Source organism: Nocardia sp. NPDC006044 (genome assembly GCF_042871115.1).
Taxonomy (GTDB): Bacteria; Actinomycetota; Actinomycetes; order Mycobacteriales; family Mycobacteriaceae; genus Nocardia.
Map to the genome: position 1 here is coordinate 2,181,101 of NZ_JBIAID010000001.1, position 19,902 is coordinate 2,201,002.

At 67.6% G+C, this 19,902-nt stretch carries 18 protein-coding genes and 1 pseudogene; 15 read left to right on the forward strand and 4 right to left on the reverse strand.

What is annotated here, in order from left to right:
- The first annotated feature begins 10 nt into the window (after positions 1-10).
- Both ACFYO1_RS10320 and ACFYO1_RS10325 read left to right on the forward strand, forming a co-directional pair.
- Entirely contained in the window at positions 11-847 is an 837-nt protein-coding gene (locus ACFYO1_RS10320; RefSeq protein WP_387229066.1) for a class I SAM-dependent methyltransferase, read from the forward strand.
- On the forward strand, positions 844-2,655 hold the full coding sequence (locus tag ACFYO1_RS10325) for a choline/carnitine O-acyltransferase (RefSeq protein WP_387229069.1): 1,812 nt from the start codon (positions 844-846) through the stop codon (positions 2,653-2,655). The genes ACFYO1_RS10320 and ACFYO1_RS10325 overlap by 4 nt, the downstream gene beginning before the upstream one ends.
- Positions 2,656-2,703: 48 nt before the next feature.
- Here the strand turns inward: ACFYO1_RS10325 and ACFYO1_RS10330 are convergent, their stop codons facing one another.
- Positions 2,704-3,672 (reverse strand): NAD(P)H-dependent flavin oxidoreductase, encoded by a 969-nt coding sequence (locus ACFYO1_RS10330; protein ID WP_387229071.1) that lies wholly within the window; start codon positions 3,670-3,672, stop codon positions 2,704-2,706.
- 38 nt (positions 3,673-3,710) lie between these two features.
- On the opposite strand from ACFYO1_RS10330, the gene ACFYO1_RS10335 reads away from it, so the two are divergent.
- From ACFYO1_RS10335 to ACFYO1_RS10355, 5 genes are all read left to right on the forward strand, one after another.
- Positions 3,711-3,992 (forward strand): phosphoribosyl-ATP diphosphatase, encoded by a 282-nt coding sequence (locus tag ACFYO1_RS10335; RefSeq protein WP_387231824.1) that lies wholly within the window; start codon positions 3,711-3,713, stop codon positions 3,990-3,992.
- A gap of 48 nt (positions 3,993-4,040) precedes the next feature.
- Positions 4,041-4,892, forward strand: a complete 852-nt coding sequence (hisG, locus tag ACFYO1_RS10340; protein WP_387229073.1) for an ATP phosphoribosyltransferase — start codon at positions 4,041-4,043, stop codon at positions 4,890-4,892.
- Between the two features lie 125 nt (positions 4,893-5,017).
- The gene (locus tag ACFYO1_RS10345; RefSeq protein WP_387229075.1) at positions 5,018-5,152 is read left to right on the forward strand and encodes a hypothetical protein; all 135 of its coding nucleotides are present in this window, start codon (positions 5,018-5,020) and stop codon (positions 5,150-5,152) included.
- Entirely contained in the window at positions 5,152-6,363 is a 1,212-nt protein-coding gene (locus ACFYO1_RS10350) for a YeiH family protein (protein WP_387229077.1), read from the forward strand. The genes ACFYO1_RS10345 and ACFYO1_RS10350 overlap by 1 nt, the downstream gene beginning before the upstream one ends.
- 160 nt (positions 6,364-6,523) lie before the next feature.
- Positions 6,524-6,685, forward strand: a complete 162-nt coding sequence (locus ACFYO1_RS10355; protein WP_387229079.1) for a hypothetical protein — start codon at positions 6,524-6,526, stop codon at positions 6,683-6,685.
- Between the two features lie 7 nt (positions 6,686-6,692).
- Here the strand turns inward: ACFYO1_RS10355 and ACFYO1_RS10360 are convergent, their stop codons facing one another.
- Positions 6,693-7,604, reverse strand: a complete 912-nt coding sequence (locus tag ACFYO1_RS10360) for a RecB family exonuclease (RefSeq protein WP_387229082.1) — start codon at positions 7,602-7,604, stop codon at positions 6,693-6,695.
- A gap of 81 nt (positions 7,605-7,685) precedes the next feature.
- On the opposite strand from ACFYO1_RS10360, the gene ACFYO1_RS10365 reads away from it, so the two are divergent.
- Complete coding sequence (locus ACFYO1_RS10365; RefSeq protein ID WP_387229084.1) at positions 7,686-8,519, forward strand: tRNA (adenine-N1)-methyltransferase; 834 nt, start codon at positions 7,686-7,688, stop codon at positions 8,517-8,519.
- A gap of 81 nt (positions 8,520-8,600) precedes the next feature.
- On the opposite strand, the gene ACFYO1_RS10370 is transcribed toward ACFYO1_RS10365, so the two are convergent.
- Positions 8,601-8,996, reverse strand: coding sequence for a hypothetical protein (locus tag ACFYO1_RS10370; protein ID WP_387229086.1), 396 nt, complete (start codon positions 8,994-8,996; stop codon positions 8,601-8,603).
- Positions 8,997-9,289: 293 nt separating this feature from the next.
- Here ACFYO1_RS10370 and arc point away from each other — a divergent pair, with 293 nt between their 5' ends.
- The 7 genes and pseudogenes from arc to ACFYO1_RS10405 all read left to right on the forward strand — a co-directional run bounded on the left by arc (position 9,290) and on the right by ACFYO1_RS10405 (position 19,000).
- Complete coding sequence (gene arc, locus ACFYO1_RS10375; RefSeq protein WP_387229088.1) at positions 9,290-11,050, forward strand: proteasome ATPase; 1,761 nt, start codon at positions 9,290-9,292, stop codon at positions 11,048-11,050.
- A gap of 177 nt (positions 11,051-11,227) precedes the next feature.
- Entirely contained in the window at positions 11,228-12,478 is a 1,251-nt protein-coding gene (locus ACFYO1_RS10380) for a carboxylesterase/lipase family protein (RefSeq protein ID WP_387229090.1), read from the forward strand.
- An 18-nt stretch (positions 12,479-12,496) separates the two neighbouring features.
- Positions 12,497-13,132 carry a TetR/AcrR family transcriptional regulator gene (locus ACFYO1_RS10385; RefSeq protein ID WP_387229092.1) on the forward strand — a complete coding sequence of 212 codons (636 nt, stop codon included), beginning with the start codon at positions 12,497-12,499 and terminating at the stop codon, positions 13,130-13,132.
- Positions 13,125-14,639, forward strand: a complete 1,515-nt coding sequence (locus ACFYO1_RS10390; protein WP_387229094.1) for an ArnT family glycosyltransferase — start codon at positions 13,125-13,127, stop codon at positions 14,637-14,639. Before ACFYO1_RS10385 ends, ACFYO1_RS10390 begins: the two co-directional genes overlap by 8 nt.
- Before the next feature lie 124 nt (positions 14,640-14,763).
- Positions 14,764-15,978, forward strand: a complete 1,215-nt coding sequence (locus tag ACFYO1_RS10395) for a Fic family protein (RefSeq protein ID WP_387229096.1) — start codon at positions 14,764-14,766, stop codon at positions 15,976-15,978.
- Positions 15,979-16,026: 48 nt separating this feature from the next.
- Entirely contained in the window at positions 16,027-16,773 is a 747-nt protein-coding gene (locus tag ACFYO1_RS10400) for a class I SAM-dependent methyltransferase (protein ID WP_387229098.1), read from the forward strand.
- Positions 16,774-17,004: 231 nt separating this feature from the next.
- Positions 17,005-19,000, forward strand: a pseudogene (locus ACFYO1_RS10405) (CocE/NonD family hydrolase).
- Here the strand turns inward: ACFYO1_RS10405 and ACFYO1_RS10410 are convergent.
- Positions 18,997-19,725 (reverse strand): peptidylprolyl isomerase, encoded by a 729-nt coding sequence (locus ACFYO1_RS10410; protein WP_387229100.1) that lies wholly within the window; start codon positions 19,723-19,725, stop codon positions 18,997-18,999. The pseudogene ACFYO1_RS10405 and the gene ACFYO1_RS10410 sit on opposite strands and share 4 nt — an antisense overlap.
- Between the last annotated feature and the right edge of the window lie 177 nt (positions 19,726-19,902).

Below are 19,902 nucleotides of genomic sequence, written 5' to 3' on the forward strand. Positions count from 1 at the left end.
AGGAACGACTGTGGCAGTGCCGTTACACACGACCGGGAAAGCCTCCTTCGACGACATCTACGATCGTCCCGATCCACGCGACTACTACGCCCGCATGTCCGACCTCGACTATCGCATTCCGGAACTGGCGAAACCCGTGTTCCAGCAGCAGATCCGGGAGTACCGCGCCTCGGCGCGGGTCAGCACCCCCACCGTGCTCGACATCGGCTGCTCCTACGGCGTCAACGCGGCCCTGCTGCGCTTCGACACCACCATGGCCGAGCTCGCCGAGCACTACCGCGCCGCGGTAGGGGACCACGCCGCGCTCGTCGCGCGCGACCGTGCCGATCTGGCCGGCCGGGACAGCCTCGCCGACGTCCGCTTCCTCGGCATGGACGCGTCCGCGCCCGCGCTCACCTACGCGAAAGCGACCGGCCTGCTGCACGACACCGTGCACGCCGACCTGGAGTCCGGCGAGCCGACCGACGAGCAGCGCGAGCTGCTGGCCGGCGCGGACATCATCATCTCCACCGGGTGCATCGGCTATGTCACCGAGAAAACGCTGACCCGGGTCGCCACCGCGCATCCGCGTCGGCGACCATGGATGGCACACTTCGTGCTGCGCATGTTCGATTTCGCGCCGATCGCCGCGGACCTCGCCGCGCTCGGCTACCGGACCGAGCAGGCGCCGGGGCTCTACCGGCAGCGCAGGTTCGCCTCCGCGGCCGAGCAGGCCCAGGTGCTGAACACCTTGTCCGCCAAGGGAATCGACACCACCGACCGGGAAACCGACGGCTGGCTCTATGCCGGCCTGTACCTATCGCGACCGTTGCCGAAGCACCACGCCGACACCGAGGACCAGCATTGACCGAACGCACGTTCGCCGCCGACGACACCCTGCCCCGGGTGCCCCTGCCGACGCTGGAAGCCAGCTGCGCCAGATTCCTGGAGTGGTGCGCACCGCTGCTGACCGCCGATGAACTCGCCACCACCGAGGCGGCGGTCACCGACCTGCTGCGCGCGGACGGACCCGGCCGCACGCTGCACGCGGCCCTGGCCGAGTACGACGCCGCCCCCGGCACGGGCAGCTGGCTCGACCTGTTCTGGCCGTCGCGCTATCTGGGCCGGCGCGACCGGATCGCGTTGAACGCCAACTTCTTCTTCCTGTTCCGGGACGAGACCGTGCTCGCCGCCTCGACCGCCGCCACCCAGGTGGACCGGGCGGCCGGAATCATCGCCGCCGCGGTGGATTACAAGCTCGCCCTGGACGCCGAGGCGATCCCGCCGGTGTTGCAACGCGGACAGGCGCTGTCCATGTGGCAGAACAAGTACCTGTTCTCCGAGACCCGCATCCCCGGTACGGAGCAGGACAGCGTCCGGGTGCCCTACAGCGCGGAATGGCCGGGTCCGTCGGACGCCCCGCACATCGCGGTCTTCTTCCGCGGCAGCATCTTCCGGATGGACGCGATCGGCCCGGACGGCGTGCCGCACTCGCTCGACGACCTGGCCTGCGGGCTGCGCGAGGTACTCAAGGCCGGCGCCCGCTCGACCCGAACCGATTCCGCGGTAGGCCATCTCACCACGAAGGCGCGGGCCGAATGGGCGGCGAGCAGGCAGCAATTGCTGGCCGATCCGACCAACGCCGCGGCGCTGGACGCGATCGAGACCGCGCTGTTCTGCGTCTGCCTGGAGGACTTCGCGCCGGCCGACGAGCAGCAGGCGTGTGACAACCTGCTGCACGGCGACAGCGCGAACCGGTGGTTCGACAAGGCGGTGTCGTTCATCGTCTTCGCGGACGGCCAGGCGGGCATCAACATCGAGCATTGCGGACTCGACGGCACCACCGTGCTGTCCTTCGTCGACGCCCTGCTGGAGACCTCGGCGCCCGACCACGCCGAGCGATCCGGGGCGCAGGCGCAGGGCCTGCCGGTGGTCGAGCCGATCGACTTCGTGCTGGACGCGGCGCAGCGCAACGACATTGCCGCCGCCGGCGCCGACTTCGCCCGCTATGCCGCCGAAAACGCCACGCAGACGGTCTCTTTCCCGGACTTCGGCACCACCCAGGCCAAGCGGCTCGGCATCTCCCCGGACGCGTTCGCGCAGTTGAGTTATCAGCTCGCGCACCGGCGCAGCAAGGGAATCACCGGCGCCACTTACGAATCCATCGCCACCCGGCAGTATCGCAACGGCCGCACCGAGGCCATGCGGGTGATCACCCCGGAGATGATCGCGTTCGTCGACGCGATGCAGGATCCCGGGGTCGATCAGGCGGCCAAGCTCGCCGCCGCGCGCACCGCGGCCGCCGCGCATGTCGCCAGGGCCAAGCAGTGCCAGGCCGGTGACGCGCCCGAACAGCACCTCTGGGAACTCCAGTGGATCCAGCGCCGCCGTGGCGCGGAACTCGGTGTCACCGAACCGATTCCGCTCTACGACAGCCCCGGCTGGCTGATCATGCGCGACGACTACCTGAGCACCAGCTCGGCGCCGTCGGTCAACATCCGCTACTTCGGTTTCGGCTCCACCAGCCCGCGCTGCATCGGCGTCGCGTACGTCCTGCTGCCGGATCGCTGGAATCTGTATCTGGCCACGCCGACCACGGTCGCCGCGGAGATGCACGCCTTCGCCGGCCACTTGCGCACCGCGGTAGCCGATTTGGCGGCGCTGCTCGCGGAATGATCTCGCGCGCACCGAGTTCGCGGACGCGCCGCCGTGAACTCTGTGCGCTCAAAGTTCGTCGATGTGCCGGCGTGCCGCGCGGGCGAGCGCGGCGTCGGCCTCCGCGGCGATCCGGGCCAGCACCTCTGCGGCGGGCTCGATCGCGGTGATCAGGTCGACACCCTCGCCGGCCCAGACCGGCAGTGCGGTGGGATCGGCCCGGCGCAGGGCATCCAGGTAGACGTCCTGCGCGGCGAAGTCGTCGCGCAGCACGTCCTCGCGGTCCTGCCAGCGGTCGAAGAACGGGTTGCGCAGCATGCGCGCGGTGTACTTGGCCGGCCAGGCGGAGCGGCGGGCGATGTCGAAGACTCGATTACGGGATGTGTCGTCACCGCGGGCGGCGACGATGGCCCGCCCCTCCTCCGGGGTGAGCACCGCCTCGGTGGTTGCCTCGAACCTGGTGCCGATCATGGCTCCGGCCGCGCCGAGGGTCACCGCCGCGGCGAGGCCGCGTCCGTCCGCGATCCCACCCGCCGCGAGCACCGGCGTCGGGTGCACGAGGTCGGCGACGGCCGGCACCAAGGTCAGCGTCGAGCGGCCCGCGCCGTGCCCGCCCGCTTCGCCGCCCTGCGCGACGATCACGTCCGCGCCGACCTGCACGGCTCGTCGAGCCGCGTCGTGGTCGGTGACCTGCACCATCAGCACCGCGCCCGCGGCACGAACCGATTCGGCGAACGGCGCCGGATCGCCGAACGACAGCATGACCGCCCGCGGCTGATACTCCGCCAGTGCCCATTGGACTGTTTCGTCGTCCACCGCCCAGCTGAGGAATCCGATACCCCACGCGGCCCGCGCGGTGTCCGCGACGATCGCCAGTTCCCGTTCCAGCCACGCGCGGTCACCACTGCCGACCAGCCCCAACCCGCCGGCGTTGCTCACCGCGGCAGCCAGCGCACCCCCGGCCACACCCCCCATCGGTGCCGACACCACCGGGTGACGCAAATCCAGCAACTCGGTCAGTGCGGTACGTAGCGGCATGCCCCCATAATGCCCCCGCAACGGTCCGGCACACCGGTCTGAAACAATGGTCCATCGTGAAGAACTTCGAAACCCTGTTCGCCGAGCTGCAGGATCGTGCGGTCACCCGCCCCGAGGGGTCCGGAACCGTGGCCGCGTTGGACGCGGGCGTGCATAGCCAGGGTAAGAAGGTGCTCGAGGAGGCCGGCGAGGTCTGGCTGGCCGCCGAGCACGAGAGCGACGAGTCGCTCGCCGAGGAGATCTCACAGTTGCTGTACTGGGTGCAGGTGCTGATGGTGGGTCGTGGACTGAAGCTCGAAGACGTGTACCGACATCTGTGACGGCCGCGTCGTATTCCGTAGTTTCACTCCCCGAAAGGACCCCCGCCCATGCTGCGCGTCGCAGTCCCCAATAAAGGCGCCCTGTCCGAAGCCGCCACCGCCATCCTGGTCGAGGCCGGCTACCGCAAGCGGACCGATTCCCGCGACCTGACCGTGCTGGACCCGGCCAACCAGGTCGAGTTCTTCTTCCTGCGGCCCAAGGACATCGCCATCTACGTCGGGTCCGGCGAACTCGACCTCGGCATCACCGGCCGCGATCTCGCGCTCGATTCCGGCGCGCCGGTCAGCGAACGGCTCGCCCTCGGCTTCGGCCGCTCCTCCTTCCGCTACGCCGCGCCCGCCGGGCCGGACTGGCGGGTCGAGGACCTCTACGACAAGCGGATCGCCACCTCCTACCCGAACCTCGTGCTCGGCGATCTGCAGCGCCGCGGCATCGAGGCCGAGGTGATCCGCCTCGACGGCGCGGTGGAGATCTCCATCCAGCTCGGCGTCGCCGACGCCATCGCGGACGTGGTCGGCTCGGGCCGGACGCTGCGCCAGCACAACCTGGTCGCGTTCGGTGAGTCGCTGTGCGACTCGGAGGGCGTGCTGATCGAGCGCACCGGCTCCGACCAGCAGGAACGGGCACGCAACCAGCTCATCGCCCGCGTGCAGGGCGTGGTCTTCGGCCAGCAGTACATCATGCTGGACTACGACTGCCCGAAGGAGCTGCTGGAGGCGGCGGTCAAGATCACGCCGGGTCTGGAGTCGCCGACGGTCTCGCCGCTGGCCGACGACGACTGGGTCGCGATCCGGGCGATGGTGCCGCGCAAACAGGGCAACGAGGTGATGGACCAGCTCGCCGAGCTCGGTGCCAAGGCCATTCTCGCCTTCGACATCCGCTCCTGCCGCGCGTTCTGAGCGGATTATCGCCGTCTGATTTGTCGTGTATGCGTGAATAATTCACGCTGAACGCAACCGGTGTGCCGGGTGACCGGGCGTTGTTACCGTGCGGCCTCTCGATGAGGAACGCAAGGAGCACGCCCGTGTCACAGACATCGCCCGAGGAACGCTCGGGGAGCATAGTCGCCTGGAGTGAGGACTGGCTGGCGGCGATCGTCGGACTGGCGCTGATCGCGTTGGTTCTGGTCGGCGCTATCCCGGATTGGCTGGTGCCGTGATGTCGGATACGCCAGCGCGCGAAGGTGATCCGGCCGCCGAGGGGAGCGTTGTCACCGCGTCGGCCGGAACCGGCGCGCAGACTCCGGCTTCCGCCCCGGTGAAGTCGGAAACGGCTGCGCTGCAAGCGGTCTCGCGCCCGACCGTCGGCGCGATCGTGGCGGGTCTGGTGGTGGTCATCGCTCTGGGTGCGCTCACCCGCTACTTCGATACGCACGTCCCGCGGTGGGCGGCGGACACCCCGTTCAAGCGGGTGGCCAAGTCGATCGAATTCCCGGTGTACGCCATCGCGATCGGGCTGCTCGGCAATGTCATCCTGTCGAAACTCGCCCTGCGCGACCGGCTTTCGGCCGGTTTCCGCACCGAGTTCTTCATCAAGACCGGCGTGGTGCTGCTCGGCGCCTCGATTAACCTGAAGATTCTGGTGACCGCCGCCGGCCCGTCGATCGTGCAGGCGTTGCTGCTGATCACCGTGGTGTTCGGCTTCACCTGGTGGTTCGGCGGGCGGCTCGGGCTCGATGACAAACTGCGCGCGCTGCTGTCCTCGGCGGTATCCATCTGCGGCGTCAGCGCGGCCATCGCGGCGGCCGGCGCGGTGCAGGCCAAGCGCGAGCAGATCGCCTACGCGGCCTCGCTGGTGATCATCTTCGCGCTGCCCTCGATCTTCGTATTGCCTTGGCTGGCCGACGTTCTCGGGCTGTCCGACGCGGTCGCCGGGGCGTGGATCGGTGGCAATATCGACACCACGGCGGCGGTCGCGGCCTCGGGCGCGATCGCGGGGGAGAAGGCGCTGCAGATCGCCACCATCGTCAAGACCACGCAGAACGCGCTGATCGGCATCGTGGCGATCGCGCTGACCGCGTACTTCACCCTGAAGGTGGAGCGCACCGCGGGTGCGGTGCGGCCCTCGCTGCGGCAGTTCTGGGAGCGGTTCCCCAAGTTCGTGCTCGGCTTCGTCGCCGCGTCCGTCATCGGCACGCTCTATCTGCAATCCGCGGACAAGAAATCCGGTGCCGCGCACATCGCCATCGTCAACGACCTGCGCACCTGGTTCCTGATCTTCGCGTTCGTGTCCATCGGGCTGGAGTTCTCGCTGCGTGGGCTGCGGGAGGCGGGCTGGCGGCCGGTTGTGGTGTTCGGCTCCGCGGTCGTGGTCAACCTGGCCGTTGGACTCGGCCTTTCGGTCCTGCTGTTCCACAACTTCACCCTCTGAGCCGGGCGGCGCATCGGTTGTCGGTGCCCGCCAATTCCGCGAGTCTTCACGAAAATTTCATGGTCGGTCCGCAACACTGTGCGGTGTGTCGGGCGAAATACACACTGAGAATGCCGGGGCGCGGTCACGGGGCTCGCACCAGAGTTATGAGAGGACGTCGATGATTTCGGACGTCGAGCGGGTAGGCCGATGGCCGCGCCTGCGCAATGTGCTGGTCTTGATGGGTGACGTGGTCGGGGTCGTGGTGTTGATCGTCGCGGTCGCGCTCATCGGATCCCATGGCACATCACTGGATTTCCTCACCTGGCTGACGGGCCGCTAGCGCCCGATCATTCGGCGACCGCGTCGGCCAGGGTCTCGTCCGGTGACTCGCCGGTGCCGCCGGCCGGCCAACCGGGGTAGGGCGGGGGCGTGCCGCCGAATTCGGGGCACAGCGGCTTGTAGTCGCAATACGCGCAGAGCCAGCTGGTGTTCGGCGGGAAGTCGCCGGTGCGGCCCGCCGCCAGGATGGCCTCCCAGAGCGCGGCGAGCGTGCGTTCGAAGCGGCATAGCTCCTCTTCGTCGGGGGCGTAGGTGAGGATCTGCTCGTCGGACAGATAGATCAGGCGCAGCTGGGCCGGCAGGATGCCGCGGGTGCGCAGCACGACCAGGGCGTAGAACTTCAGCTGGAACAGCGCCCTGGTCTCCTGGTTGGGTCCGGGCGCGCGGCCGGTCTTGTAGTCCACCACCCGTAGCTGGCCGGTCGGCGCGACGTCGATCCGATCTACGAAGCCGCGCAACAGAACTCCGTCGTCGAGCTCGACCTCGACCCGCGCCTCGCGCGACTCGGGATCGAAGCGGGTCGGATCCTCCAGGCGGTAATACGCCTGCACCAGCGAGCGCACCTCGCCCAGGAAGCCGTCCAGCTCGTCGTCGGTGATCAGCTCGGTCACCGCGGGCCATTCGGTCGCCACCCGCGCCCACGCGGGCACGACCAGGCCGTCGGCGCACTGCGGCTGCCGCTGCGCGGCGGGCAGCCCGTACAGGTCCTCCAGCACCGCGTGCACCACCGTGCCGCGCAGCGCGTTGCGATTCGGCGGCTCCGGGATCCGGTCGATCGCCCGGAACCGGTATTTCAGCGGGCACTGCTTGAAATCCATTGCCCGCGAGGGCGACAGCGCCGGGCGCGACCGGCTCGCCGCCGCACCGGGATCGGACGCGGGGGCGCCGTCGGCAGGGGGCGTGGACACGGGCGAGCTCATACCTGGCAGGCTATCCGGCGGCACCGACACGCCGGTGCGAGCCTATTCATCCGCACTAGTTCTTCCAGCGAACGGAGATTCATGACGGCCAGACGGACCGGGCCATTCACCCTCGGTGACCGGGTACAGCTGACCGATGCCAAGGGCCGCCTGTACACGGTGGTCTTGGAGGAGGGCAAGGAGTTCCACACCCATCGCGGTGGGATCAAGCACGACAGCTTGATCGGCGCCGACGAGGGCTCGGTGGTCACCTCCACCAACGGCACCCCGTATCTGGCCTTGCGCCCGTTGCTGACCGACTACGTGCTGTCCATGCCGCGCGGCGCTGCGGTCATCTACCCGAAGGACGCCGCCCAGATCGTGCACGAGGGCGACATGTTCCCGGGCGCGCGAGTGCTGGAGGCCGGCGCGGGTTCCGGCGCGCTGACCTGTTCGCTGTTGCGTGCCGTCGGGCCGCAGGGCGAGGTCATCTCCTACGAAATCCGCCAGGATCACGCCGATCACGCCATCCGCAACGTCGAAACGTTCTATGGCGAACGACCGGCTAACTGGTCGCTGACGGTCGGCGACGTCGCCGGCTTCGACGGCGAACCGGTCGATCGCGCGGTGCTGGACATGCTCGCGCCCTGGGACGCGCTGCCCGCGGTGGCCAAGGCGCTGGTGCCCGGCGGCGTGCTGATCGTCTACGTGGCCACGGTGACCCAGCTGTCGAAAGTCGTGGAGGCGCTGCGCGAACAGGAATGCTGGACCGAACCGCGGTCCTGGGAATCGATCGTGCGCGGCTGGCACGTCGTCGGTCTCGCCGTGCGCCCCGAGCACCGCATGCAGGGCCACACGGCCTTCCTGGTGAGCGCACGGAAGCTGGCCGACGGCACGGTAACCCCCAAGCCGCAGCGCAGGCCGTCGAAGGGCTGACGGCCGCGGGCGCATTTCAGCAGGCCGGACCCCTTCGGCCGGCATCCCGCCAGTCGACCGAAGGGGCTTTCGGCAGGCCGGTCAGGCCGGGACGCAGGGGGCCTGGGCGAAGCCGAGGAGCAGGCAGCCGCTGGTGTCCGAGAGCTTCCAGGTGCCGTCGACGTTTTCCCAGGTGATGGGCATCGCGGGGGCGGCGCCGTGCGGCGAGTTGATGGTCACCTGCGCGGTCGCGGTGTTGCCCTGGACTGTGACATCGGACACTGCGTAGGTCAGGGTGTAGCCGGCCAGGCCCTTGTTCATCTGATCGATGTTCGCCGTGCGCTTTTCGCCGTTGACGATGAGCTTGGCCTTGTCCGCCGTGGGTACCGCCGGGTCGGACAGCTTCACCAGCACCGCCTGCAACGTCTCCGGGGTGGGCGCGGTCGCGGGCGCGGCGCTGCCGGACGTACTGGCGGCGACGGCGCTGGAGGAAGACACTGTGGCAGCGGATTTGTTGTCATCGGAACTACAGCCGACGAGCCCGGCGGTAACGGCGAGGGCGGCGGCAGCGGTAGCAAGAGAAACGCGGAGGGTTCTGGCAGGAAGGAGCATCTTCAGCAACCTTTCGGCTCGGTCGGCGAGGGGGCTCACCGAGTGCGGGTTAGGGCAGGCTAACATGGTTATCCGGCGGTCGATCGCAGCCCAGATGTGATCACGACGAAACCATGTCGGAAAGCGAGAACGGTTCGCGCCCGGTAGCGTTGATAGACCGGGACTGGGAGGAGCAGCACATGAGCCCCATCGAGAATTCGGATTCGGCGGCCTGGAGAGAGCTCGAGGCGGTACGCGCCGAAGCGGCTGCACTCCGCAGGCAACTCGCCGATTCGCCGGATCGTGCACGGGAATTGGAAGCCCGCATCGATTCGCTGACGATTCGCAACACCAAGCTGATGGACACCCTCAAGGAAGCGCGGCAGCAGCTGATCGCGTTGCGCGAGGAGGTCGATCGGCTCGGTCAGCCGCCGAGCGGATACGGCATCGTGATCGGCGTCTACGACGATCAGACCGTCGACGTGTTCACCTCCGGCCGCAAGATGCGGCTGACGTGTTCACCGAACATCGAGACCTCGACCCTGGAATACGGGCAGACCGTGCGCCTCAACGAGGCGCTCACGGTGGTCGAGGCCGGCGTGTTCGACGCGATCGGCGAGATCGGCACCCTGCGGGAGATCCTCGATGACGGCCGCCGTGCCCTCGTGGTCGGTCATGCCGACGAGGAGCGCGTGGTCTGGCTGTCGGGTCCGCTGGCCAAGGTCGCCGAGTACGACGACATGGACGACCCGGACTCCCCGATCCGCAAGCTGCGCCCCGGCGATTCACTCCTGGTGGACACCAAGGCGGGCTTCGCGTTCGAGCGCATTCCCAAGGCCGAGGTCGAAGACCTTGTGCTGGAAGAGGTTCCGGACGTCGACTACACCGATATCGGCGGTCTCGGCCGGCAGATCGAGCAGATCCGCGATGCGGTGGAGCTGCCCTTCCTGCACAAGGACCTGTTCCGCGAGTACGCGTTGCGCCCGCCCAAGGGTGTGCTGCTCTACGGCCCGCCCGGTTGCGGTAAGACGCTCATCGCCAAGGCGGTGGCCAACTCGCTGGCCAAGAAGATCGCCGAGGCGCGCGGTGAGGATGCCAAGGAAGCCAAGTCCTTCTTCCTGAACATCAAGGGCCCCGAGCTGCTGAACAAGTTCGTGGGTGAGACCGAGCGTCACATCCGGATCATCTTCCAGCGGGCGCGCGAGAAGGCGTCCGAGGGCACCCCGGTGATCGTGTTCTTCGACGAGATGGATTCCATCTTCCGCACCCGCGGTTCGGGCGTGTCCTCCGATGTGGAGACCACGGTTGTGCCGCAGCTGCTTTCGGAGATCGACGGCGTCGAGGGCCTGGAGAACGTCATCGTGATCGGCGCCTCCAACCGCGAGGACATGATCGACCCCGCGATCCTGCGGCCCGGCCGCCTGGACGTGAAGATCAAGATCGAGCGGCCGGACGCCGAGTCGGCACAGGACATCTTCTCCAAGTACCTCACGGAGACGCTGCCCCTGCACGCCGACGATCTCGCCGAGTTCGGCGGCGACAAGCTGGCGTGCGTGCAGGCGATGATCGAGCGGGTCGTCGACCGGATGTACGCCGAGAGCGAGGACAACCGCTTCCTGGAGGTCACCTACGCCAACGGTGACAAGGAGGTCCTGTACTTCAAGGACTTCAACTCCGGCGCCATGATCCAGAACATCGTGGACCGCTCCAAGAAGTACGCCATCAAATCCGTCCTCGACACAGGCAACCCCGGCCTGCGTCTTCAGCATCTCTACGATTCGATCCAGGACGAGTTCTCCGAAAACGAGGACCTGCCCAACACCACGAATCCCGATGACTGGGCCCGCATCTCGGGCAAGAAGGGCGAGCGGATCGTCTACATCCGCACGCTGGTCACCGGCAAGAACGCCAGCGCGAGCAGGGCGATCGACACCGAGTCCAGCACAGGTCAGTACCTGTAGGTTTCAGTACGAAGGGCCGCGTCTCCGTTGGGGGCGCGGCTTTTTCGTGTGGTCAGTGCCCTCCCTCGAAACCGGGCTCCGCGAGCCCGGCGACGCGCGGGGACCGAATCCGTTCCGTGCGGGCATTCGGCGGCGCAGTGGTGGCTCGATGGGTGGGGGCGCGGCAGACTCGGACGCATGACCAGTGAGATCAATGTGTCGGGCATCGTCGAGACGACCGCGGGGGCCGTGCGCGGTGTGGTCGACGGGGCGGTGACGGTTTACCGGGGTATTCCCTATGCGCGGGCCGCGCGATTCGGTGCGCCGGAGCCGAGCGCGTCGTGGACCGGAGTGCGGGAGGCTGCCGAATTCGGGCCGGCGGCACCGCAATTGGCTTCGCGGCTGGCGCGGGTGATGGGGGACTTCGAAATTCGGCAGGGTGAGGATTGTCTGTCGTTGAATGTATGGGCGCCGCCGGGCGAGGGGCATCCGGTTCTGGTGTTCCTGCACGGTGGCGGATTCTCCAGCGGCGCAGGGAGTCTCGGGTGGTACGACGGGGCGGAGTTCGCGGCGCTGGGGGATGTCGTGGTGGTGACCGTGAACTATCGCCTCGGGGTGTTCGGGTATCTGCGGCTGCCCGGGGTGAGCGACGGAAACCTGGGGCTGCTCGATCAGATCGCCGCGCTCACCTGGGTGCGGGAGAACATCGCGGCCTTCGGCGGTGACCCTGCTCGCGTGACCGCCGCCGGGCAGTCGGCCGGTGCGATATCGCTGGTGGCCATGCTGTCCGGTGAACGGGGGAGCGGACTGTTCCAGCAGGTCGTGTTGCAGAGCACGCCGCTGGGCATGCTGCCGGCCACGCCGGACGAGGCGGCGCAGACCGGCGGAAAATTGTTGCAGGAGTTGGGTATCGAGGCCGAACAGCTCGGGGCGGTGCCGGTTGCCGAGTTGCTGGCCGCGCAGGCCGCGGTCGCGAGTCGAGCACCGTCTCGGATCGTCCCGCCGTTCCAGCTGACCGGAGACGGGACGCTGGTCGATGCCGACCCGGCGGGCGCGGTGGGCCGGCGCAGCACGATGCCGATCCTGCTCGGCACGACCAGGGACGAGGCGGCGGCGTTTTTCGCCGACGACTGGAAGGTCATGGAACAGGCCACCGAACAGGGGTTCGGCGGGCCGACGAGGCGACTGGGCGCGGCGCTTGGCGAACGCGGCGTCGCGCCGTGGCTGTACCGGTTCGATTGGCAGCCGGAAGACAGTCCATTCGGTGCGTGCCACTGCCTCGAGCTGCCGTTCCTGCTCGGCAGTGCCCACGCCTGGCAGCACGCGCCGATGCTGCGCGGCGAGCGACCGCGGCAGCTGGTCGACGAGATGCGCCGCAGCTGGATCGGTTTCGTCCGGGACGGCGATCCGGGGTGGGAGCGCGGCAGCACCCGGCACTTCACTGGCTGATCGTGCTAATATCTGGCCGTGCGGTCAGAAAATAGTCCGAACGGCCAACAAAGATCGTTCATCGAGGAGGCCCGGCGGCGGCAGATCATCGCGTCCGCGGTGGAGGTGATCTCCGAGGTCGGGTACGGCAATGCGTCGCTGGCCCGGATCGCGAAGCATGCCGGGATCTCCAAAGGGGTCATCTCCTACCACTTCGCCGGTAAAGACGATCTGATGACGCAGCTGGTGATCCAGCTGTACGTCTCGGGCGCGGAGCACATCGCGCCGAAGGTCGCCGAGGCGGTCGGCCCGCGAAACATGTTGCTGGCCTACATCGAATCCAATCTCGCCTTCATCGCCGCGAACGTGAACTACGTCGCGGCGCTCACCGATGTGGTGCTGAACCTGCGCGACGCGGAGGGTCGGCCGCGGTTCGCCTCGGCCGACGGCGAGCAGGAGATCATCGTGCCGCTGGTCGACATCATGCGTGACGGCCAGCGCGCCGGGGATTTCGGTGAATTCGATCCGCTGCTGATGGCGAAGTCCATCCGGGACGCGATCGACGGCGCGGCCGGGCGGGCGATCCGGGAGCCGGACTTCGACATGGACCTGTACGCGGCACATATGTGCCGGTTGTTCGATGTGGCTACGCGAAAAGTGGGGGCAGATGACTGACATTGCGGAAACCCGAGTACGGCAACCTGATTCGAGCGAGGGGCAGCCGCCGTTCGCCGTCGTCGGTGTCGGCGCGATCGCGATCGTCGCGGCGATCGCGCTGCTGGCCTCGGCCGGCCGGTACGGATTCTTCGGCGACGAGCTGTATTTCATCTCCGCCGGACGCAGGCTCGCCGTCAGCTACGCCGATCAGGGACCGCTGCTGCCGGCCATCGCCCGGCTGATGGACCTGATCGCACCGGGATCGCTGGTGGCGCAGCGCATTCCGGCGATGCTGGTGACCGTCGCCGCGGTGCTGATCAGCGCCCAGATCGCCAGGGAGTTCGGTGGCGCGCGCAACGCTCAGTTGCTCACCGCGGCCGCCTACGCGACCTCGCCCTTCCTGCTGGTGCAGGGAACCCAGCTGGCCACCAATACCGTCGACACCGCGCTGTGGGTGTTGATCAGCTGGCTGCTGATCCGCTGGGTGCGCACCCGGCACGACTCGCTGCTGCTGTCGGCGTCCCTGGCCACCGCGCTGGACATGCAGGTCAAATGGCTGATTCCGTTCTTCTGGATCGCGGTCGCGATCGGCGTGGCGATCTATGGCCCGCGCGACCTGTTCCGCCGCCCCGCACTGTGGTTGGGCGCGGTGCTGGTCTTCTGTGTGACGGTGCCGAGCCTGATCTGGCAGTCCGCCCACGACTGGCCGCAGCTGCGGCTCGGCGCGGTGGTCGCCGAGGAACAGGCCACCGTCGGCGGTCGCTACACCTGGCTGCCGCTGGCCTTGGCGTCCGCCGGGCTCCTCGGCGGCGTACTGCTGATCTACGGCATCGTGACCCTGTTCCGCTGGGAACCGTTGCGCCAGTATCGATTCCTCGCGCTGCTCCCGATCCTGCTCGCCGTCGCCTTCATCGCCACCGACGGCCGCGCCTATTACGCGGCCGGTTGCTACGCCGCGCTCTTCGCCGCCGGCGCGGTGCGCTGGACCGAGAAGACCGGCCGCCTGCGGACGACCATCACCAGCACGATGATCGTCATATCCGTTGTGCTGGCGGCATTCACGATGCCCTGGCAACCCGAATCCAAGATCGAGCCCGCGACCGGCGCGGCCGACGCGGGCCTGTCGATCGGCGTCTACGGCAAGTTCGGCTGGCCCGAACTCGCCGCGGCCACCTCCGCCGCCTACCGATCCCTGCCCGAAGCCGACCGCGCGAACGTCGTCGTCATCACCGACTCCTACTGGCAGGCAAGCGCTCTCGACGTCCTCGGCACCGACCTCCCCGCCGTCTACAGCCCCAGCCGCGGTTTCGGCTACTTCGGCACCCCACCCGACACCGCCACCACTGTCCTCTGGGTAGGCAACGACGAATCCGAGGTCCGCCCACTCTTCGGCTCGATAACCCCCATCGGCCGAGCCGACGCCCGCCTGGGCTTCCCCGGCTCCACCCGCGACGTAACCATCTGGCGCTGCGACCAACCCCGCGCCCCCTGGTCGGAGGTCTGGCCTGGCCTGATGAAGCTGTGAGCATCGGCCTCCGCGTGACCCACCGTTCGGTCCCGCCGTCCGTTATCCAACCTTAGGAGCATAAGGTTTGGTAACTGTATCGTTTACCAAACCTTATTTCCTTAAGGTTTGGTAACGTACGAGGATGGCAAACGATCCGGTGGGACCCCTGTGGCCTGCGGTCGAGTACGAAGACCGCCCGTGGGTAGTCCGTGATGCGTATGTATCGCGGACCCAGTTGCGCAAGCATGCGGGTCCCTACGCGGCCGCCGTGCTTCCGGCGATCGCGGATGTTGTCCTAAAGCTACCGGCAGGTTTACTGGCCGAAGCGGAAGAGTCGGCGAACCAGCTTGCACGATTCGACGCCCACGTGTCCGCCGCGCTGGGTACGGATTGCGAGCTCGGACCGATGAGCGCTGTGTTGCTGCGCACGGAAAGCGCCGCGTCGTCGCAGATCGAGAACCTGACCGTCGGCGCCCGGCAACTCGCGCTCGCTGAGCTGGGCAAACACACGAACCGGAACGCGCGCATCGTAACCGCAAACGTTCGGGCGATGGAAGCCGCGGTTGAACTCAGCCGCACGGTCGATGCCGAAACGCTGCTGACCATGCATCGGGCGCTGCTCGAATCATCCAATCCGGACCACGCCGGGCGATGGCGGACCGAGCAGGTATGGATCGGGGGTAGCAATATCGGCCCACACGTCGCCGATTTCGTTCCGCCACATCACGAGCGGGTGCCAGACGCGATCGCCGACCTGGTTGATTTCGTGCGCCGCGACGATATCCCGCTGGTCGTGCAGATCGCCTTGGCACACGCGCAGTTCGAGACAATTCATCCGTTTACCGACGGAAACGGCCGCACGGGACGGGCCCTAGTTCATGCGATGCTGCGGGGCAAGGGTCTGACACAGCACGTGACCGTGCCGATCTCGGCCGGGCTGCTGGTCAACACGGCGGCCTACTTCGAAGCTCTGAACCAGTATCGAGGGGGCGATCCGGCACCGATCGTTCGTCAGTTCGTCGACGCCGTGTTCTTCGCCATCGGTAGTGGAACCGATCTCGTCGAGCAGCTCAGTTCGATTCGCGCGGAATATCGCGAGAAGACCACCGCTCGTAGTGATTCGATCGCTTGGCGGGTGATCGATCTGCTGGTTGCGCAACCCGTGATCGACAATGCCTATCTCACCCGGATTTTCCGGGTCAGTGATGTCGCCGCGCAACGCGCCATAGATCGTCTGGTCGAATTCTCTGTGCTCCACGAGGTTTCCCAACGATCCCGCAATCGGGTATGGCAGGCCGACGACATCCTCACGGCCCTCGACGATTTCGCCGCTGGGATCCGCCGCGTACGTGGTTGAGCCGGAAAACGGGTGGCGGTGGGGTGGTGGGTTTGGCACCCTTCGATCATGGTCGACAGGGCGTTCGGTGAGGCACGGTTGGCTGCGGTTTATGACCGGTTCAATTCGTGGGAGGGGCGGGGGGACTTCACGTTCTATCTGCCGTTGGTGATGGGTGCGCGGTCTGTGCTCGATGTCGGTTGCGGGACCGGGGAGCTGTTAAGGCGGGCGCGGCGGGACGGGCACACCGGGCGGCTGTGTGGGCTGGATCCGGCGGCGGCGATGTTGGAAGTCGCACGGGGGCACAAGGATATCGAGTGGGTGCTGGGGGATGCGGAGGCGGTGCGGGGGTGGGTACGGCAGTTCGAGTTGGTGGTGATGACCGGGCATGCCTTTCAACAGCTCGTGGGGGACGACGAGTTGCGGTCGATGTTGGCGGTGGTCGCTTCGGTGCTGACCGAGGACGGCCGGTTTGCGTTCGAGACGCGCAATCCGCTTGTGCGGGAATGGGAGACATGGGATCGGCGGTATTCCGATGTGGTGACCGATGACGACGGAGCGTTGGTGCACTGTGTGTGCCGAGTAACGGAACCGGTTGCGGGCGACCTGGTTTCGTTCACGCACACCTTCACCTGTGACCGCTGGGAACAGCCGGAGGTGAGCCACAGCACGCTGCGGTTTCTCGACCAGAATGGGTTGGCCGCGTTCCTGTCCGAGGCGGGATTGGTTGTCGCCGAGCAGTTCGGGGACTGGGATCGCGGCCGGCTGACGGCGAGCAGCCCGGAGATCATCACCCTCGCGCGGCGCGGCGGCTGAAAATGGCGACGTGCGATCCCGACGACCATCTCTGGGAAGCGGTCTACTTCCTGAACGGGCAGCCGCTCAACTGATTTCGCGAAGCACCGAGGGCCGTGCGCATTCATAGGACGTTGCTACCGGATCTTGGTAGCATTTTCTCGACAGAGGCGTTCGCACGGCCGGGTGACACGCGTCGAGTGTCCGTTCTGCGCCTCTCCTGGGAGGTGTGTCAGCTTGTCTGCTCACGGAATGGGTCTCGGTCGCCTGCTCACGGCGGTGTTATGTGTGGGGGTGCTGGTCGGCGGGTGCACCTCGAGTTCCGACACGAACGGCGCGCCGACCGCGGCACCCGCACCGGCGGGAACCTGGCCGCCGAATGGGGGCCGCGGAAAATGCGCGGTCGACAAACAGACCGACGTCCCCGCGGCGATGCGCGACGGAAAGATCCTGCGCGCGGACGTGTACCGCCCCGCGACCGCCGATCCGGTTCCCGTCATCCTGATGCGCACCCAGTACGGGAAAACCGCGGCGCAGGTGCAACCCTCGCGCTACCAGACCCCGGACTGGTTCGCCTCCCACTGCTATCTCGTTGTGATTCAGGACATTCGAGGCCTCGGCGCCTCGGACGGCGTCTTCACCGAGTTCGACAACGATCTGCGCGACGGCTACGACAGCGTCGAGTGGGCGGCCCAATTACCCGGCACCAACGGCAAAGTCGGCATGTACGGCTCGTCCTACATCGGCGCGACCCAATGGCTGGCCGCGGTCGAGACCCCGCCGCACCTGGCCGCCATCGTCCCGGCCAACACCGCCTCCGACTACTACGACGGCTGGACCTACGAGGGCGGCCAATTCCGCCTCGGCTTCGTCGAACCATGGGCGGTCGGCACCATCGGCTTGGAATCGGCCCAGCAGCGCCACGACGACGCCACCGTCGCCCAGCTGCAAACGGCCATGCAGAACACCACGCAGTGGCTGAATTTCCGCCCGTACAAAGACTTTCCGCCGTTGCAGCCGGGCAATCCGGCGGTCGCCCCGTGGTACTTCGACTGGATCCGCAACTCGACCTACACCGACTCCTGGAAGAACCGCAGCATCCGCGAGCGCTACCAGAATGTGCAGGTCCCGGTGCTGGACATGGAGGGCTGGTACGACGCGTTCCTCTCCGGCGGCATCGAGAATTTCACCGGCATGGTCGACAAGGGGGGCACGCCGGCGGCTCGCCAGAACCAGCGGCTGGTCATCGGCCCGTGGGACCACCTCGGCTGGGGACGGCCGACCTCGACCATCGCCCCACGCCTGGACCAGCTCGGGCCGGTCGCCGACAGCCCGATCAACGAGCTGATGCTCTCCTGGTTCGACCATTTCCTGAAAGGCGCGGACAACGGTGTCGCGGGCACCCCGCGCGTCGACTACTACGTGATGGGCGCCAACCGCTGGAAGACCGCGCCGGGCTGGCCGCTACCCCAAACGCACTGGGAGACTTACTATCTCAACGGGACGGGCGCGATCGGTGTCGGGGGGCGCGCGGGCAAGCTGGTCGAGCAGGCGCCGACCGGACCGGCCGCCGCCGACCATTATCTGTACGACCCGGCCGATCCGGCGCCCAGTCTCGGCGGCCATTCCTGCTGCGGCGTGGGCACCGGCCCGCAGGGACCGTTCGATCAGGCCGCGGCGGAACAACGTTCAGACGTGCTCACCTACGACACGGAACCACTCACCGCCGACACCGAACTCACCGGCCCGACCACGGTGAAACTGTGGGCTTCCTCGACCGCGCCCGACACCGATTTCGTCGCGCGCCTGGAAGTCCTTGCGCCGGATGGTTCTTCGGTCAACTTGAACAACGGCATCATCCGCGCGTCGTTCCGCGACTCGCTCACCGCACCGACACCGATCGTTCCCGGCCGGCCCTATCAGTTCACGATCAAGATCTGGCCGACCAGCTATCAGTTCAAGGCCGGCGACCGGATCCGCATCGCCGTATCCAGCAGCGACTACCCGCAATACGCGCCGAACCCGAACACCGGCGAACCCTTCGGCGAGAGCACCCGCACCGAGCAGGCGACCCAAACCATCTACAAGGACCCCGACCATCCGTCGTCGGTCATCCTGCCGATCATCCCGGCCGGCGACAACGGCTCCACCACGTTCGACCTCACCCCGCACAAATAGGCCGAACGACCCCTGGAAACGACAATGGCGGCGTCGGGGACGCCGCCATTGTCTCGAGGGGAGAAACTAGATCTTGGTGGTTTCGACCTTGTTCAGGACGACGTCGTCGCGCGGCATGCCGTCCGGGCTACCGTCGCGCGTGCCGGCCGCGGCGACGCCCTGGAGGACGTCGAGCCCGGCGGTGATGCGCCCGAACGGGGTGTAGCTCGGGGGCAGCGGGCTGTCCTGGTAGACCAGGAAGAACTGGCTGCCATTGGTATTCGGTCCCGCGTTCGCCATCGCGACGGTGCCCGCCGGGTAGGTGGCGCCGGCCAGGTTCTCGTCCGGGATCTGGTAGCCCGGGCCGCCGGTGCCCTGCGCGGTCGGATCGCCGCACTGCAGGACGTAGATGCCCTTGGTGGTGATGCGGTGGCACTTGGTGTGGTCGAAGTACTGCTCGTTGGACAGGAACGCGAACGAGTTGACCGTCTGCGGCGCGCGCGGGTCGAGCGCGATCTGGATTGCGCCACAGGAGGTGTCGAGCGTCGCCGAGTAGGTGGCGCCGGGCTCGGTGGCGGGGCCCGGGGCCGGGTAGGTGCGCGCGGTCACCGCGCCTGCCGCGGGCGCGGCGCATTGCCCGGCCTGTTGCTGAGTGCGCACGGTCCACGTGTTCGCCGAAACACCGCCGGACGCGAACGCCGCGAGCGCCGCCGCGACGGCCGCGACGCCGACGGCGCGCAGCACCCCGCGCGGCAGACCGAACCGCCGTCCACGTTTGCTGTTGCCGAACTGCCGCCCCTGCACTTCGCTGCTCACCGCTAGGAATCTCCTTCATTCGGATTGCGCACCCGCTGATGCCGAGCCGAATCATCCCATCTCGCCGCCGTTTGCGTGCCGGGACGGTCACGATCTCCGCGAAATCGAACACCAGGTTGCCGGGTCGATAACTGACGGGTTCCTCGGGTGGCCGATAGATGTCCGCAGGCTATCTAA